The organism is Catellatospora methionotrophica, from assembly GCF_011297335.1.
Lineage (GTDB): Bacteria > Actinomycetota > Actinomycetes > Mycobacteriales > Micromonosporaceae > Catellatospora > Catellatospora methionotrophica.
Map to the genome: position 1 here is coordinate 1 of NZ_JAAOTJ010000044.1, position 13,018 is coordinate 13,018.

Genomic DNA, 13,018 nt, shown 5'->3' on the forward strand with positions numbered 1-13,018 from the left:
TGTAGGCCATCATCCACGACGGGCACGCCAGGGTCACGAACGAACCCTTCGCCATACCGGCGTTCCAGTCAGCCGACCACGGAGCGATCTTCGCCGACAGACCCTTGTTGATCGCATCGATCGTCAGATCCCAGGCCTTCTTCACACCCGGATTCGTCTCCACGACGACCTTGTCCGCGTCGTAGATACCCACCGGCTGCTGACCCAGAACGGACCGGTACATGATCGTGGGGCCGTCCATCCACGCCGAGCCCTTGATGTTGGCGTTCTTGAACTTCACACCCGTGGCGATGTACTCCTCCCACGTCGGCCACAACTTGCTCACGGCCTCGCGATCGGTCGGCAGGCCCGCCTTCTCGAAGATGTCACGCCGGTAGCACATCGCCATACCACCGACGTCGGTGCCGAGACCGACGACCTCACCCTTGGCCGAGGAGCCCTGCTGCCACTTCCACGCCGGCCACTGCGCCTTGATCTCAGCAGCACCGTAGTCGTTCCAGTTGTAGAACTTGCCCGGATTGGCCGTGAACTGACCCGCCCAACCCTCCTCGATCGCCTCGATGTCGGCGGCACCGGTGTTGGTCGCCAGATGCGCGGCCAGGTTCTTGTGGTGATCCTCGGCCTTGGTGATCCGCTCCACGATCTCCACATTCGGGTTCGCGGCCATGTACTCCTTGTACAGGTCCTTGTACCCGAACTCACCGAACGTCGCGATCGTCAGTTTCACCTTGCCGCCGGGCTTCGCCGGATCGTCACTGCCACCACACGCGGCCGTGCCGAGCACGAGCGCGGTCGCGAGCAGCGGGCCCGCGATCGTGAGCAGGCGGCGGCGGGCGCCGGATGTTGCTGCACTCATGGACTTTCCTCCAGAGCCGGGGATATGTGGGCGGTGCTGATTTGCCTGTCATCCCGGCCGTCCGGTGCGAGCGCCGGACGGCCGGGGGTTCTCGGGGTTACGCCGTCGGCCTTACGGGCCGCTGACGAGGTTGACGACGTTGTTGCCGGAGTTGGCCGTCCCGCCGGTGTTGTTGATGACGCGGTTGATGGTTCCGGTGCCGCCGAGCGAGACGGTCACCATGTTGTGGAAGCGGGTGCCCGAGGTGGGCACCTCGAACGCCCGCTCGGCGACCACGGCCGGGTTGACGTTGAAGAAGGCGTAGCTGCCCAGGCCCCAGGCTTCGTGGCTGGTGACCGTGTTGGCCACCTTGTACGCCGCGTAGCCGCGGGTGGAACCGTTCATCCAGGCGGCCTGGTTCGGCGGGTCGTAGGGCAGTTCGTTCTGGAAGAAGTAGGTCCGGCCGCCGTTGCCGTTCCAGATGACCTGGTACTTCTGGTAGTGCTCGACGAACAGGCCGTAGAACGTGATGTTGTTGCCGTTGACGACCAGGCCGGTGTCGGCGGTGTTGGTGTTCCAGCCGACGCCGGAGCCGTGGTCGGCACGCCAGATCCAGGTGTGGTCGCCGATCACGTTGTGGCTGTTGATGACCAGGCTGGTGGTGGCCCGGCCGACGCCCGCGCCGCCGATGCGGAAGAACACGTCGTGCAGCGAGGTCGGGTTGGCGGCGTGGCTCGCGCTGGAGCCGGCCGGGCCGACCTGCATGAGCGTCGCCGAGTTGGTGCTTCCCGCGTCGATGAGGATGCCCGCGAGCTTCACGCCGTCCACGTCGGCGACCGACATCGCCATGACCCCGTTGTCCGGGATGATGGTGGCCAGGCCCAGGCCCAGCACGACGGTGTCGGGCCGGGTGACCCGGATGGTGTCGCTGACGTGGTAGACACCGGGCGTGAACAGCAGGTTCTGCCCGGCGGCCAGGGCCGCGTTGATGGAGGCCGCGGTCGCGCCCGCCTTCACGATGTGGAACTGGCTGATCGGCAGGGACGTGCCCGCCGGGGTGCCGGACGCCCAGCTCGTGCCGGTGCTGTTGGTGCGCAGGCCGGGCACGAACACCTGGTACGCGCCCGCGCTGTCGACGTACAGGAACGGCTTCTCCCGCACGATCGGGGTCGCGCCGACATTGGTGTAGGGCGGGCTCGGGAAGGTGTTGCCCGGGGCGCCCTGGGTGCCGGCGAAGACCATGTTCCAGTTGGACCCGGCCCAGCTGCCGAACTGCGAGTTGCGCGAGATCCACTGCTGCTGGCTGCCCGAGTTGACCTGGCCGTCGATCTTCACGTCGGAGAACCAGCCGCCGGAGGCCCAGCCGCCGTCGTCGAGCAGCAGGTTGCCGCGCACGTGCATGCGGCGGTACGGCGCGGCCTGCGACACGGCCCAGCGGTCGGTGCCGCCGTTCGGGGTCACCGACAGGTTCTCCGCCCCGCGCCAGAAGTTCTGGGTCGCGTTGTTCGGCGGGAACCAGTCGGCCTCCACGTGCACCGACCCGTTGATGTTCACGTTGTCCGGCGAGAAGCCCAGACCGAGGACCTGGGTGTAGAAGCCGACGTTGACGTTGACGTTGTAGCTGCCCGGCTTGAACATCAGCGCGTACCGCTGGGTGCCGAACTGGTTCGTCTCCTGCCCCGAGAACACGCTGTTGAGCTGGGACTGGATGGTCGAGGCCGACATCGACGGGTCGAAGATGCGTACGTTCGGGCCGAGGTCGGGGTTGTTCGGGTTAGGCGGCACGGTGCTGGGCGAGGGCTGCGGGCCGCCGACCGGGTTGAGGAAGAACGACTGCGCTCCCGTTCCGTTGCAGGCGTACTGCACGAGCTGCACGCTGTCGGCGGTCGAGGCCGCGGGCACGTCCAGGCACTTGCCGCTGAGGCGGCTGACGAAGTGGTATGCCCCGTCGGCCTCCTGCACCGCCTGCCACTGCTGGTTGTTGCCGCCGCCGTAGAGCCACAGGTGGATCGCGGCGTTGTCGGCGGACGAGGTGTTGGACACGTCCCAGACCTGGTTGACGGCCGGGGCGGTGCCGACCTTGAAGTAGCCGCCGCTGGTGGCGTCGAAGCGCCACTGCTGCGCGGCGGTGCCGTTGCAGGCGTACTGCTGCACGGCGGTGCCGTTCGCGCTGGCCGCGGCCCGCGCGTCGACGCACTTGCCGTTGGCCTTGTTGACCACCGTGTACGTGGTCCCGGAGACGACCGCGGCCTGCGCGGTGGTGCTGCCGAGCACGACCACGGCCGCCGCGCCGACGGTGGCGAGCAGGGACGCGGTCAGCGTCGTGACGAGGAGCCGCCGCTTCATGAGTACGTCCACTTCTGGTTCGCGCCGGTGGTGCAGGACCAGATCTGCAGCCGCGCGCCGTCGGCGGAGCTGTTGTCCTTCACGTCCAGGCAGGTGCCGGAGAACTGGTTGACGAACTGCTGGGTGCCGCTGTTGTAGGTCCACTTCTGGGAGGTGCCGGTGTGGCAGTCCCACAGGTGGGTCAGCGTGCCGTTGGCCGCGTTCGGCCCGGCGATGTCCAGGCACTTGCCGAGCGAGCTGAGCCGGCCGCTGGAGTCGCGGGTCCACGACTGCGCGCCGGTGCCGTTGCAGGTGTAGAGCTGGATCGCGGTGCCGTTGGCGGTCGCCGACCCGGCCACGTCGATGCACTTGCCGCCCAGGCCGGTGATCGGGCTGGTGCCGTTGCCGCCGCCCCCGCCGCTGCCGGGCGTGCCCGACCAGGTGAAGGTCGCGGTGGTACGCGCCGGGAGCGTGTACACGAAGGACTGGTTGCCCCAGTTGACCCGCACCGACTGCGCCAAGGTGCCGCCGTTGTGCGCGATCAGGGCCTTGGACCCGTCCGGGTTCTTCCACGCCACGTTCTGGACCGTGCCGTTGGCCGTCGAGTCGATGCGGTACGCCCCCGGCTTGACGAACTTGGTCAGGTGGCCGGTGGTGTAGTACTCGATGGTGTAGTCGACCTGGCCGGCCCGCGAGCCGCCTTCCTGCACGGTGATCAGGCCGGTGCAGACGTCGCAGCCGCCGTTGTGCGGGCCCATGTTCTGGTTGAGCGCCAGGCTCCACTTGACCAGGCTGCCGCTCCAGTTGCGGGTGTAGTTGACGATGTCGGCCATGTCCTCGTTGTGCTGGTTGCCGATCCAGGTGCCGCCGGAGTGCTCGGTGCTGAACTGCTTCACCGCCGGGTACTGGTTGTGCACCTGGGTGCCGACCGAGGGGTCGCCGAAGTAGCCGTGCCAGGCGATGCCGCCGAACAGCGGGTCGTTGCGGATGCCGGTGTCGGCCAGGGTGCCCGCGCTCATGCTGGCGTAGTCGCCGTAGTTCCAGTCGTGGATGAGCACCTTGGTGGTGATGCCCGCGGCCCGGAACGCCGGGTAGACGTGGTTCTTGGTGAACTCGGTCAGGCCGGAGGTGTTCCAGCTCATGCCGGGGTAGTTCATCGCGGTCGGGTTGCCCGACTGGCAGCAGTTGGGCTCGTTCTGCACCGAGATGTAGTTCACCGGCACGCCGATGGCCTGGTAGCTCTGGATGTACTTGACCAGGTACTGGGCGTACATCGGGTAGTACTCGGCCTTGAGCCAGCCCATCTGGTCCATGCGGCCGTTGTCCTTCATCCAGCCCGGCGCGCTCCACGGCACGCCCTTGACCCGCAGGGCCGGATTGAGGTTCCTGGCCTGCTGGGTGAGCAGACGCACGTTGGTGTCGTAGCCGTTGCTGCCGAAGTCGTTGAGGTTGCAGCAGGTGTCGTCGAGCGAGACGTGGCCCGGCCGGGACAGGTCGGACGCGCCGATCGGGTTGCGTACGAACGACAGGCCGATGCCCGCGGTCGGCGAGAACAGCTTGCTCATCACCTGGTCGCGGGTGGCCGCGCTGATCGGGCCGCCGCGCAGCAGGTACGCGGTGGTGTCCGTGATGGACGCGCCGCCGCCCTCGAACTGCTGGTAGGTGGTGCCCTCGTTGACGGTGATCGTGTGGTTGGCGCTGCCGCCGGCGGGGCCGAAGGCGATGTTGCCCTGCTGCTGCAGGCCGCGGGTGACGGTGCGGCCACCGGAGTCGGACGTGGTGGTGAGCCAGACGCTGACGCTCTCCCCGGCCGCGTAGGCCGAGGGGGCGATCACCGAGCCGGTCACCAGGAACGCGGTCGCCGCAGTGGCGGTGACCGCGATGGTGGTGGTCCAGCCTGACCGGGGACGGAACACGCGGGACCCTCCTTTCGACAAGCCATGGCCGGGGCCATGACAGGACAGGACGCGGGGTTCGCCCGGCGCGCCGCGTGAGAGGTGGCGCGTCGTGACGCCTCGCGTGGGGGCTGTGGAGGACCGGGCGGCGGTGGGGCTGCCGACGCCCGGTCCGGGCTGTTCCTGGTACACAGGACGATCGATGTAACCGATGTAACAGAATGATTGACGTCCTGTTGACAGCACTGAAACATAAGGCGTTCAGGCCTGTCAAGGGTTAGGTATGTCCGAGAAAGACAGCAGGATTCAGCCCCAAACTTATGAAACAAAATGGAACTGCCGCTGCCTGCGGAGAAAAGGAAGGACACCTTCCAATAACGTTCGACGATGGGTCAGGGCGCGGGCGCGGTCGAGTCCCGGATGACCAGTTCGGTGCCGAGCGAGACGTGCACCGCCTCCAGGGTGTGCCGGTCCAGCAGGCGCATCAGCATCGTCACCGCCATCCGGCCCATCTCCTGCAGCGGCTGGCGCACCGTGGTCAGCATCGGCGTCGTCGCCCGGCTCACGTCGATGTCGTCGAAACCGGCGATCGACAGGTCCTGCGGCACCCGCAGCCCGCGCTCGTGCGCCGCGGCCAGCGCCCCGACGGCCATCTTGTCGTTGAACGCCACCAGCGCCGTCGGCCGGACCGGCAGATCCAGCAGCTCGCCCGCCGCCCGGTAACCGTTGTCGGTGTTCGGCTCGTTGACGTGGCGCACCAGTTCGGGAGTGGGCAGCACCCCGGCGTCGGCCAGCGGTGCGACGTACCCGGCCATGCGGGCGTCGTTGGCCAGCCACTCCGGCGGGCCGCCGATGATGCCGACCCGGCGGTGGCCGAGCTCCACCAGGTGCGACATCAGGCGGCGCGCCCCGGCGAAGTGCGCCGCGGACACCGTCACGATGTCCTTCGGGGCGGGGGTGCGCGGGTCGATCACCACGAACGGGAACTGCTGGTCGCGCAGGCGCACCAGGTCGTCCGGCGACTCCGGGGGCAGTATCAGGATCGCCCCCGCCACGTCCGGCCGCTCCCCCAGCGTCGGCAGCACCGCCGCCGTCTGCGCCGCCTCGCCCGCGTTGAGCACCATCTGCCGCCCGTGCAGCTCGATGGTCTCCGCGATCGAGCTGACGATCAGCCCGAAGTAGTCGGTCAGCACGTACGGGCAGCGCACGTAGACCGAGCCGGCGGCCGGGGGCAGCTCGCCGCGGCGCAGCGGGGCCTTGTCACCGCGCCGGTGCACCGCTTGCAGCACCAGGTCACGCGTGTGTGGCGCGACATTGGCCGCGCCGTTGAGCACCCGGGACACCGTCGCGATGGACAGGCCCGTCTCCGCCGCGATGTCGCGCACCGTGGCGCGTACGCCGACCGTCCTAGGCATGGCCGCAGACGATACCCGACCCCCGGCCCGCCAACCCTTGATCGTGGGCGTTCGCGCACGGCACAGGCGATTCGCGGCGTTCTCCCAGGAATCGCCCAGCCGTCGTGGATAGAGTCCTCAGGCAGCTGGGCCGCCCCCACCAGCGGTGATCTCCCATCCCCCACATTTTTCGCTGTGGAAAGGTGACGCGATGCCCGCGACGACCCGCCCCGCCTCGCGGCGGCCGGACAAGACCGGTGGCAAGGGCCGAAAGAACATGAAAGCCCCGGCCCCCGCCGGTATGAGCACCAACCTGAAGTTCACCCTCGGCGTGCTGGCGGCCGTCGTCCTGATCGTCGGCGGGGCCGTGTTCTTCGCGATGAAGGGCTCGGCGGAGCCGGACGCCGCCGCGAACCTGGTACGGGCCGACTCGCACCGGATCTCGACGGCCGCCGACGGCAAGGTGACCATCGTCGAGTTCCTCGACTTCGAGTGCCCGTCCTGCGGCGCGGCCTACCCGGCCGTCGAGCAGCTGCGCAAGGACTACGCAGGGAAGATCACGTACGTGGTGCGCGAGTTCCCGCTCGACATGCACCCGAACGCGATGAACGCGGCGGCCGCCGCCGAGGCCGCCGCGAGACAGGGCAAGTTCGAGGCGATGTACAACAAGCTGTTCAGCACCCAGCAGACCTGGGGCGGGCAGCAGGCCGACCACGCCAAGACGTTCGACGGTTACGCCCAGGAGCTGGGGCTGGACATGGCGCGGTACCGCGCGGACGTGGCGTCGCAGCCGGTGCTCGACAGGATCGAGGCCGACCGGGCCGACGGCGCGGCCGCCGGGGCGCGGGGCACGCCGACGTTCTTCGTCAACGGCGAGCTGTTCGACAAGCAGGCCACGTACGCCAACCTCAAGGCCGCGGTCGACTCGGCGCTGGCGGGGTGAGCATGACGACGACCATGCGGCACGACGAGGCCGTCGACGAGGACGCCGCGCCCCGGCGGACCACCGTCGACCGGGCCATCGGCTGGATCCTGACCGTGACCGGCGCGCTCGGGGCGGTGGCGGCGTTCACCCTGGCCGTGGAGAAGATCCACCTGCTGACCGACCCGTCGTACACGCCCTCGTGCAGCATCAACCCGGTGCTGTCGTGCGGCTCGGTGATGATCACCGGGCAGGCGTCGGCGTTCGGCTTCCCGAACCCGCTGCTCGGGCTGGGCACGTTCCCGGTCGTGGTGACGCTGGGCGTGCTGGTGCTGGCCGGGGTGCGGCTGCCGCGCTTCGTCTGGCTCGGGCTCCAGGCGGGGGCGACGTTCGCGCTGGGCTTCGTGTTCTGGCTGATGTTCCAGTCGCTGTACCGGATCGGCGCGCTGTGCCCGTACTGCATGGTGGTGTGGGTCGCGGTGGTGGTGCTGTTCTGGTACACGACGCTGTACAACCTGCGCCACGGGCACCTGCGGGTTCCGGCGCGGTGGCGGGGCGGCGTGGACCTGCTGGTCGACGTGCACGCGGTCGGCCCGGCGCTGTGGCTGCTGGTCACGGTGGTGCTGATCGCCCAGGCCTTCTGGAGCCAGTGGCAGATCATGCTGTCCTGAACCTCCCGGTCGGCGCGGCTTTCCTCCCCGCCGCGGCGACCGGTCCGGATGGAGATCGCCGTTTCTGGTCGGCACCTGGGATCGGGCCCAGGGTTCTGACCAGAAACGGCGATCTTCGCTTCCAGGCGCGTCAGCCGATCACGACCGTGCACCCCGTCCAGGCGGCGGGGTGCACGCGTGTGTCGGTGGACCCCGCCGACTGTCAGGCCTCCAGGGGCAGGGCGCCCGCCAGCCGCCGCCACTGCTCGCGGGGCAGGCCCGGCTCGGCGGTCACCACCTGCACGGCGAGGTGGTCGGCGCCCGCGTCGAAGTAGGCGGCGGCGCGGCGGGCGATGGCCGTCTCGTCGCCCATCGCGAACACCGCGGCCAGCAGCCGGTCGCTGCCGCCCGCGCGCAGGTCGTCCTCGGTGAAGCCCAGCCGCAGCAGGTTGCTCGTGTAGTTGGGCAGCTGCAGGTAGAGGTCGAGATGGTCGCGGGCAGCCGCGCGGGCCCGGTCGGGATCGGTGTCGAGCACCGCCTTGAACTCGGGCGCGAGCACCGCGTCCGCGCCGAGGATGTCCCTGGCCAGGGCGGTGTGCTCGGGCGTCACCAGGTACGGGTGCGCACCCGCGGCCCGGTCGCGGGCCAGTGCCAGCATGCGCGGGCCGAGCGCCGCCAGGACGCGGTCGCGCACCGGCACCGGTTCGGCGGCGGCGTCCAGCGCGGCCAGGTACTCCTTCATCGCCGCGTACGGGTGCGCGTAGTGCTCGGTGAGCTTGCTGTGGCTCACGCCGAGGCCCAGCACGAAGCGGCCGGGGAAGTCACGTTCCAGCTCCGCTCGCTGTGCCGCCACGTCGGCGGCCTCGTGCTGCCAGATGCTGAGGATGCCGGTGGCGACCGTCATCCGGGAGGTCAGCTCCAGCAGCGGGCGCGCGTACGTGACCGACGGGCTCCCGCCGAGCCACAGCGTGCCGTAGCCCAGGTCGTCCAGTTCGGCCGCCGCGTCGGCGTACTCGCCGGTCAGCGCCCCGCCGGTCGAGCGCTGCGCCTCGGTCCACGCGCCGCTCCACACGCCGATCCGGCCCCATCGATCATGCCGCGACACGGCTCCCCCTCACCTGCTGCGGCTGCGGCACGGCGGCGACCAGCCCCGCCGGCATCGGCAACGCGCCGGTCAGCGCGGCCGGGCCCAGCTCCCACAGCTGCCGCACCAGCGCCACGGCAGGCTCCACGGCGTCCTGCACGGGCGGGCTCAGCCCCATCCGCTCACTCAGGTCGGCGGGCTCGCAGCCGACCAGCAGCACCCGTCCGGGGGCGCTGCCGCAGCTGTCGAGCAGGTCCAGCACCCGCTGCGGCTGCGTGCCGTGCGGGTCGACTGTTACCGCGTCGGCGGCCCGGTCGGCCGCGCTGATCTCCAGCAGCCGCACCGTGCCCGGCGCGTCACCCCGCCGGTCGACGTCGATCAGGACGGTCGCGTCGTAGCCCGCCATCAGGTCGTACGCCAGATGCACGCCGCGGATGCCGTAGTCGGCGACCCGCAGCCACGTCGGGTAGGGCCCGGCCAGCAGGCGCGACGCCACCGCCACGCCGAACCCGTCGTCGCCCAGGAAGACGTTGCCCAACCCGGCGACCAGCACCCTGCGCCGTACGCTCATGCCTGCTCCTCGCTGGTCACCAGTGCCGTGGCCGGGGCGTGCCGCACGCCGTCGCGGTTTCGGGGAAAGTGCGGCTGTTCGGTGCGCAATGCGCGCACTTTCCCCGAAACCACAGGACCGCCTCTTCGGAACGGAGCAGGGTCCGCGGTCATGCGGGTGCGCCGGTCGGCGCTGTGGGTCGGTGCCTGATCTGGAGGAGCTTCGGCTCGGGTGCGGCCTCCTCGAGCACGACCTCGACGATCTCCGGGGCGGCCTGCTGCACGAGCCGCGACACGGCCGCGTCCATCGACTCGCCGGTGCTGCCACAGCCGCTGGCGCAGCCCGCGGACGCGATGCGCGCGGTGCCCGCGGCGTCGATGTCGACCAGCGTGAACTCGCGGCCGAGCTGCCGCCGGGCGCGGTCCAGGGCGACCAGCACACGTTCCTCGATCGGCACCGGGTGCAGGCCGTACAGCGCCAGCAGGCCGCCGACCAGCTCGTCCTCGGCGAGCACGCGCAGTTCCTCAGCGACGCCGGGCACGGTGACCAGGCCGTCGAGCAGCCGGGCCAGCCCGGCCTCGTTGAGGTGCAGCAGCTCGCGGACCACCCCGTCGGCGGCCGTGCGCGCGGCCTGGCCGCCGGCGTTCTCCACCTCCACGAGCAGCGTCTCCACGCGTACGCCCACCGTGTGCGGATCAAGAGCCATGATCCGGTCCATGTGCTGGTCGCTCATGCCGTCAACTCCGCCACGGTCAGCTCCCACAGGACGTGGCAGGCGGTGGTCTGCGCTTCCTGGATGCGGTGCGCCGACAGCGACCGCACGACGAAGAGGTGATCGACCACCCCCGGTTCGGCCAGCCGTCCCCCACCGCCGCCGCTGAACCCGACGGTGACCATCCCGCAGCGCCGCGCGCGGTCCAGCCCGGCGACCAGATTCGGCGAGTTCCCGCTGGTCGAGAAGGCCACGGCGACGTCACCGGGCCGCGCGTGCGCGGCCACCTGCCGCGCGAACACAGCCTCCACGCCGACGTCGTTGGCCAGCGCGCTGAGCACGGCCACATCGGCACTCAGCGCGTACGCGGCCAGCGGCGGCGCGCCGTAGCCCGGTGGCGGGTCCGCGAACAGGTCCGCGCAGGCCTGCGCGTCGGTCGCGCTGCCGCCGTTGCCGAACGTGAACAGCCGCCCGCCGGTGTCCAGCGCCACCGCCAGGTCGCGCGCGCAGGCCGCCAGCGCCTCACCCTGCTCGGTGAGCACGCCGGCCCGCAGCATCGCGGCCTCACGCAGCCGGCCCGCGGTGGAGGTGACCAGCTCCGCGGTGAACGCGTCCACGACGGGTGCGGGCTGCGCGTAGAGGAACGGGTACAGGGCGCCCAGGTGCGCCGGGGCAGCCCGGCCGGCGGCACTCATCCGGCCACCTCCGGCAGCACCCGGATGGCCTCGCCCGCGTGCACCAGCACGGTGTCGCCGACCCGTGCCTGCACCAGCCCGACGCCGATCTCCTCGGGCCCCGCGCCCGCGTCGGCCAGAGCCAGCCCGCCTGCCAGCAGCATCACCACGGTCGCCGGGACCGCGGTGTCCGAACAGGTCACCCAGGACACACCGGACGGGTCGCCCACGGCCCGCAGCTCCGCCGGGATCGCGTGCCTCATGGCGTGGCCCCGTCCGGGCCGTGTTCGAGCACCGCGTGGGTCAGTTCCCAGAGCAGGTGGTACGCCGACACCTGCAGCTCGCGCAGCACGAGCGGGTCAGCGGCGGGCAGTACGAGCGCGTGGTCCACATCCGGCCCGGTCCAGAACTGCCCGGCCAGTGCGATCGTGAGCAGCCCGCGCCCGCCCGCCGCCGCCAGCGCCACGGCCACCGGTCCGGCCTCGCCCGGCCGGGACGTCTCGCTCTCGCCAGGCACGAGTGGCGCGGCGACCCGGCCTTCGCCCAGCGTGCGGCCACGCGTGCCACCCGACCGGGCCGCGACGGCGGCGCGAGGGCCGCGTTGCCGCTCGCCGTCCCTGCACGAGGGAACCGGCGCGTCGCATACGGCCAGCGCGATGTCGCACGGCGCGGCGTGGCGCAGCCGGAACGCGGCGCGGGCCGTGCCGTGGGCCACGGCGGGCAGGGCGCGCTTGCCGACGATCGCCGGGTGCACGAACTCGACCGCGATGTGGTGGGCGTCGGCGTCGGCGGAGCCGAAGGCGTGCAGCACGCCGCCCGCCCGGAACCGCCGGGCCATCGCCACGGCCGCCGCCACCAGGTCCGGAGCAGACGCGGCCAGCTCCACTCCGGGCCGCTCGCGCCGCTGCGCGAGCGCCGTGGTGAGCACCGCGGCCGCGGTCATACCAGCCCCCCGTGGCTAGATTCCGTCCGACTCACCATAGCGGCCTTATCACTACCAGAGCCGCAAATCGCCCTAGTGCGCCGCGGCACGGGTGGCCGGGCGTGGCGCGGGTGCGCGATGATGCCGCCCATGACGTCCGACCAGGAGCAACCCGAGTCCGCACCGGATGGAGCGGCGCAGCCCGATCCGGCCGGGTCCGCCACCCCCGCGCGCGGCCGCCGCCGCTGGTGGCGCGTCGCCCGCCGGACCGTGCTGCTGACGGTGCTCGCCGGACTGCTGGCGCTGGTCGGCAGCGTCGGCTGGGTGCGCTGGCAGGCCTCCGGTCACGTGTACGCGATCGAGGACGTGCCCGACGCCCCGGTCGCCCTGGTGCTGGGCGCGCAGGTGCACGACAACGGCTCGCCGTCGGGCTTCCTGGAGGCCCGCCTCGACATCGCCCGCCGCCTGTACGAGTCCGGCAAGGTCCGGGCCGTGCTGGTGTCCGGCGACCACGGCCAGTGGACCTACGACGAGCCCGACGCCATGCGGCAGTGGCTGATCGACCGCGGGCTGCCCGACCGCAAGGTCGTCGCCGACCACGCCGGATTCGACACGTACGACTCGTGCCAGCGCGCCGCCCGGGTGTTCGGGGTACGCCAGCTCATCGTGATCACCCAGAGCTACCACATCGACCGGGCCGTGGCGCTGTGCCGCGACGCGGGCATCGACGCCACCGGCGTCGGCGACGACACCGCCCGCCGCTACGGCTCCTTCTGGACCAAGGCGGTGATCCGCGAACAGGGCGCCTGCGTCAAAGCCCTACTCGACGTCCTCACCGCCCGCGACCCGGTCTTCCTAGGCCGCCACGAAACCACCATCGACGACGCCCTCAACAACTGACCCACCCCACCGAGCCGCACGCGCCCCGCCCTCCCCCCTCGCCGCAACTCTTAAAGAGTTGCGGCTTCCTCGCTGTGGTGAAGGCGCAACTCTTTAAGAGTTGCGCCGCGCGGGGGCGGCCCGCCGCGCGGGGGCGGCCTGGCGGGCGGGGGCGG

The 13,018-nt window shown here is 71.0% G+C and carries 13 protein-coding genes; 3 read left to right on the forward strand and 10 right to left on the reverse strand.

Translation table 11 applies throughout. The annotated features are described in order from the left end of the window. The 4 genes from HAV40_RS37570 to HAV40_RS37585 form a co-directional block, all read right to left on the reverse strand. On the reverse strand, positions 1 to 856 hold an 856-nt coding region (locus tag HAV40_RS37570; protein WP_166389086.1), incomplete at its 3' end, for an ABC transporter substrate-binding protein. Positions 857 to 967: 111 nt separating this feature from the next. After that, complete coding sequence (locus HAV40_RS37575) at positions 968 to 3,181, reverse strand: RICIN domain-containing protein (protein WP_166389087.1); 2,214 nt, start codon at positions 3,179 to 3,181, stop codon at positions 968 to 970. Continuing rightward, entirely contained in the window at positions 3,178 to 5,076 is a 1,899-nt protein-coding gene (locus tag HAV40_RS37580; RefSeq protein ID WP_239086991.1) for an RICIN domain-containing protein, read from the reverse strand. Before HAV40_RS37580 ends, HAV40_RS37575 begins: the two co-directional genes overlap by 4 nt. Positions 5,077 to 5,447: 371 nt before the next feature. Further along, positions 5,448 to 6,470: a LacI family DNA-binding transcriptional regulator gene (locus tag HAV40_RS37585; RefSeq protein ID WP_166389089.1), complete on the reverse strand. Its 1,023-nt coding sequence runs from the start codon at positions 6,468 to 6,470 to the stop codon at positions 5,448 to 5,450. A 280-nt stretch (positions 6,471 to 6,750) separates the two neighbouring features. On the opposite strand from HAV40_RS37585, the gene HAV40_RS37590 reads away from it, so the two are divergent. Beyond that, positions 6,751 to 7,392, forward strand: coding sequence for a DsbA family protein (locus HAV40_RS37590; RefSeq protein ID WP_166389098.1), 642 nt, complete (start codon positions 6,751 to 6,753; stop codon positions 7,390 to 7,392). A gap of 2 nt (positions 7,393 to 7,394) precedes the next feature. After that, a complete protein-coding gene (locus HAV40_RS37595; RefSeq protein WP_166389090.1) occupies positions 7,395 to 8,042 on the forward strand; it encodes a vitamin K epoxide reductase family protein in 648 nt (215 codons plus the stop codon). A gap of 202 nt (positions 8,043 to 8,244) precedes the next feature. On the opposite strand, the gene HAV40_RS37600 is transcribed toward HAV40_RS37595, so the two are convergent. The 6 genes from HAV40_RS37600 to HAV40_RS37625 form a co-directional block, all read right to left on the reverse strand. Beyond that, positions 8,245 to 9,126: an LLM class F420-dependent oxidoreductase gene (locus HAV40_RS37600; protein WP_166389091.1), complete on the reverse strand. Its 882-nt coding sequence runs from the start codon at positions 9,124 to 9,126 to the stop codon at positions 8,245 to 8,247. After that, positions 9,113 to 9,676 carry a hydrogenase maturation protease gene (locus tag HAV40_RS37605; RefSeq protein WP_166389092.1) on the reverse strand — a complete coding sequence of 188 codons (564 nt, stop codon included), beginning with the start codon at positions 9,674 to 9,676 and terminating at the stop codon, positions 9,113 to 9,115. Before HAV40_RS37605 ends, HAV40_RS37600 begins: the two co-directional genes overlap by 14 nt. Positions 9,677 to 9,824: 148 nt before the next feature. Next, complete coding sequence (locus tag HAV40_RS37610) at positions 9,825 to 10,388, reverse strand: hypothetical protein (RefSeq protein WP_166389093.1); 564 nt, start codon at positions 10,386 to 10,388, stop codon at positions 9,825 to 9,827. Further along, entirely contained in the window at positions 10,385 to 11,062 is a 678-nt protein-coding gene (locus tag HAV40_RS37615) for a D-sedoheptulose-7-phosphate isomerase (RefSeq protein WP_166389094.1), read from the reverse strand. The genes HAV40_RS37610 and HAV40_RS37615 overlap by 4 nt, the downstream gene beginning before the upstream one ends. After that, positions 11,059 to 11,304, reverse strand: coding sequence for a HypC/HybG/HupF family hydrogenase formation chaperone (locus HAV40_RS37620; RefSeq protein ID WP_166389095.1), 246 nt, complete (start codon positions 11,302 to 11,304; stop codon positions 11,059 to 11,061). The genes HAV40_RS37615 and HAV40_RS37620 overlap by 4 nt, the downstream gene beginning before the upstream one ends. Continuing rightward, positions 11,301 to 11,984 carry a hypothetical protein gene (locus HAV40_RS37625; RefSeq protein ID WP_166389096.1) on the reverse strand — a complete coding sequence of 228 codons (684 nt, stop codon included), beginning with the start codon at positions 11,982 to 11,984 and terminating at the stop codon, positions 11,301 to 11,303. The genes HAV40_RS37620 and HAV40_RS37625 overlap by 4 nt, the downstream gene beginning before the upstream one ends. Positions 11,985 to 12,113: 129 nt before the next feature. Here HAV40_RS37625 and HAV40_RS37630 point away from each other — a divergent pair, with 129 nt between their 5' ends. Beyond that, positions 12,114 to 12,863 carry a SanA/YdcF family protein gene (locus HAV40_RS37630; RefSeq protein WP_166389097.1) on the forward strand — a complete coding sequence of 250 codons (750 nt, stop codon included), beginning with the start codon at positions 12,114 to 12,116 and terminating at the stop codon, positions 12,861 to 12,863. Positions 12,864 to 13,018 lie beyond the last annotated feature (155 nt).

Excerpts from the sequence above, each read along its gene's own strand:
- HAV40_RS37575 (WP_166389087.1), bottom strand. The coding sequence starts at position 3,181 with ATGAAGCGGCGGCTCCTCGTCACGACGCTGACCGCGTCCCTGCTCGCC.
- HAV40_RS37585 (WP_166389089.1), bottom strand. The coding sequence starts at position 6,470 with ATGCCTAGGACGGTCGGCGTACGCGCCACGGTGCGCGACATCGCGGCG.
- HAV40_RS37590 (WP_166389098.1), top strand. The coding sequence starts at position 6,751 with ATGAGCACCAACCTGAAGTTCACCCTCGGCGTGCTGGCGGCCGTCGTC.
- HAV40_RS37595 (WP_166389090.1), top strand. The coding sequence starts at position 7,395 with ATGACGACGACCATGCGGCACGACGAGGCCGTCGACGAGGACGCCGCG.
- HAV40_RS37605 (WP_166389092.1), bottom strand. The coding sequence starts at position 9,676 with ATGAGCGTACGGCGCAGGGTGCTGGTCGCCGGGTTGGGCAACGTCTTC.
- HAV40_RS37610 (WP_166389093.1), bottom strand. The coding sequence starts at position 10,388 with ATGAGCGACCAGCACATGGACCGGATCATGGCTCTTGATCCGCACACG.
- HAV40_RS37615 (WP_166389094.1), bottom strand. The coding sequence starts at position 11,062 with ATGAGTGCCGCCGGCCGGGCTGCCCCGGCGCACCTGGGCGCCCTGTAC.
- HAV40_RS37620 (WP_166389095.1), bottom strand. The coding sequence starts at position 11,304 with ATGAGGCACGCGATCCCGGCGGAGCTGCGGGCCGTGGGCGACCCGTCC.
- HAV40_RS37625 (WP_166389096.1), bottom strand. The coding sequence starts at position 11,984 with ATGACCGCGGCCGCGGTGCTCACCACGGCGCTCGCGCAGCGGCGCGAG.
- HAV40_RS37630 (WP_166389097.1), top strand. The coding sequence starts at position 12,114 with ATGACGTCCGACCAGGAGCAACCCGAGTCCGCACCGGATGGAGCGGCG.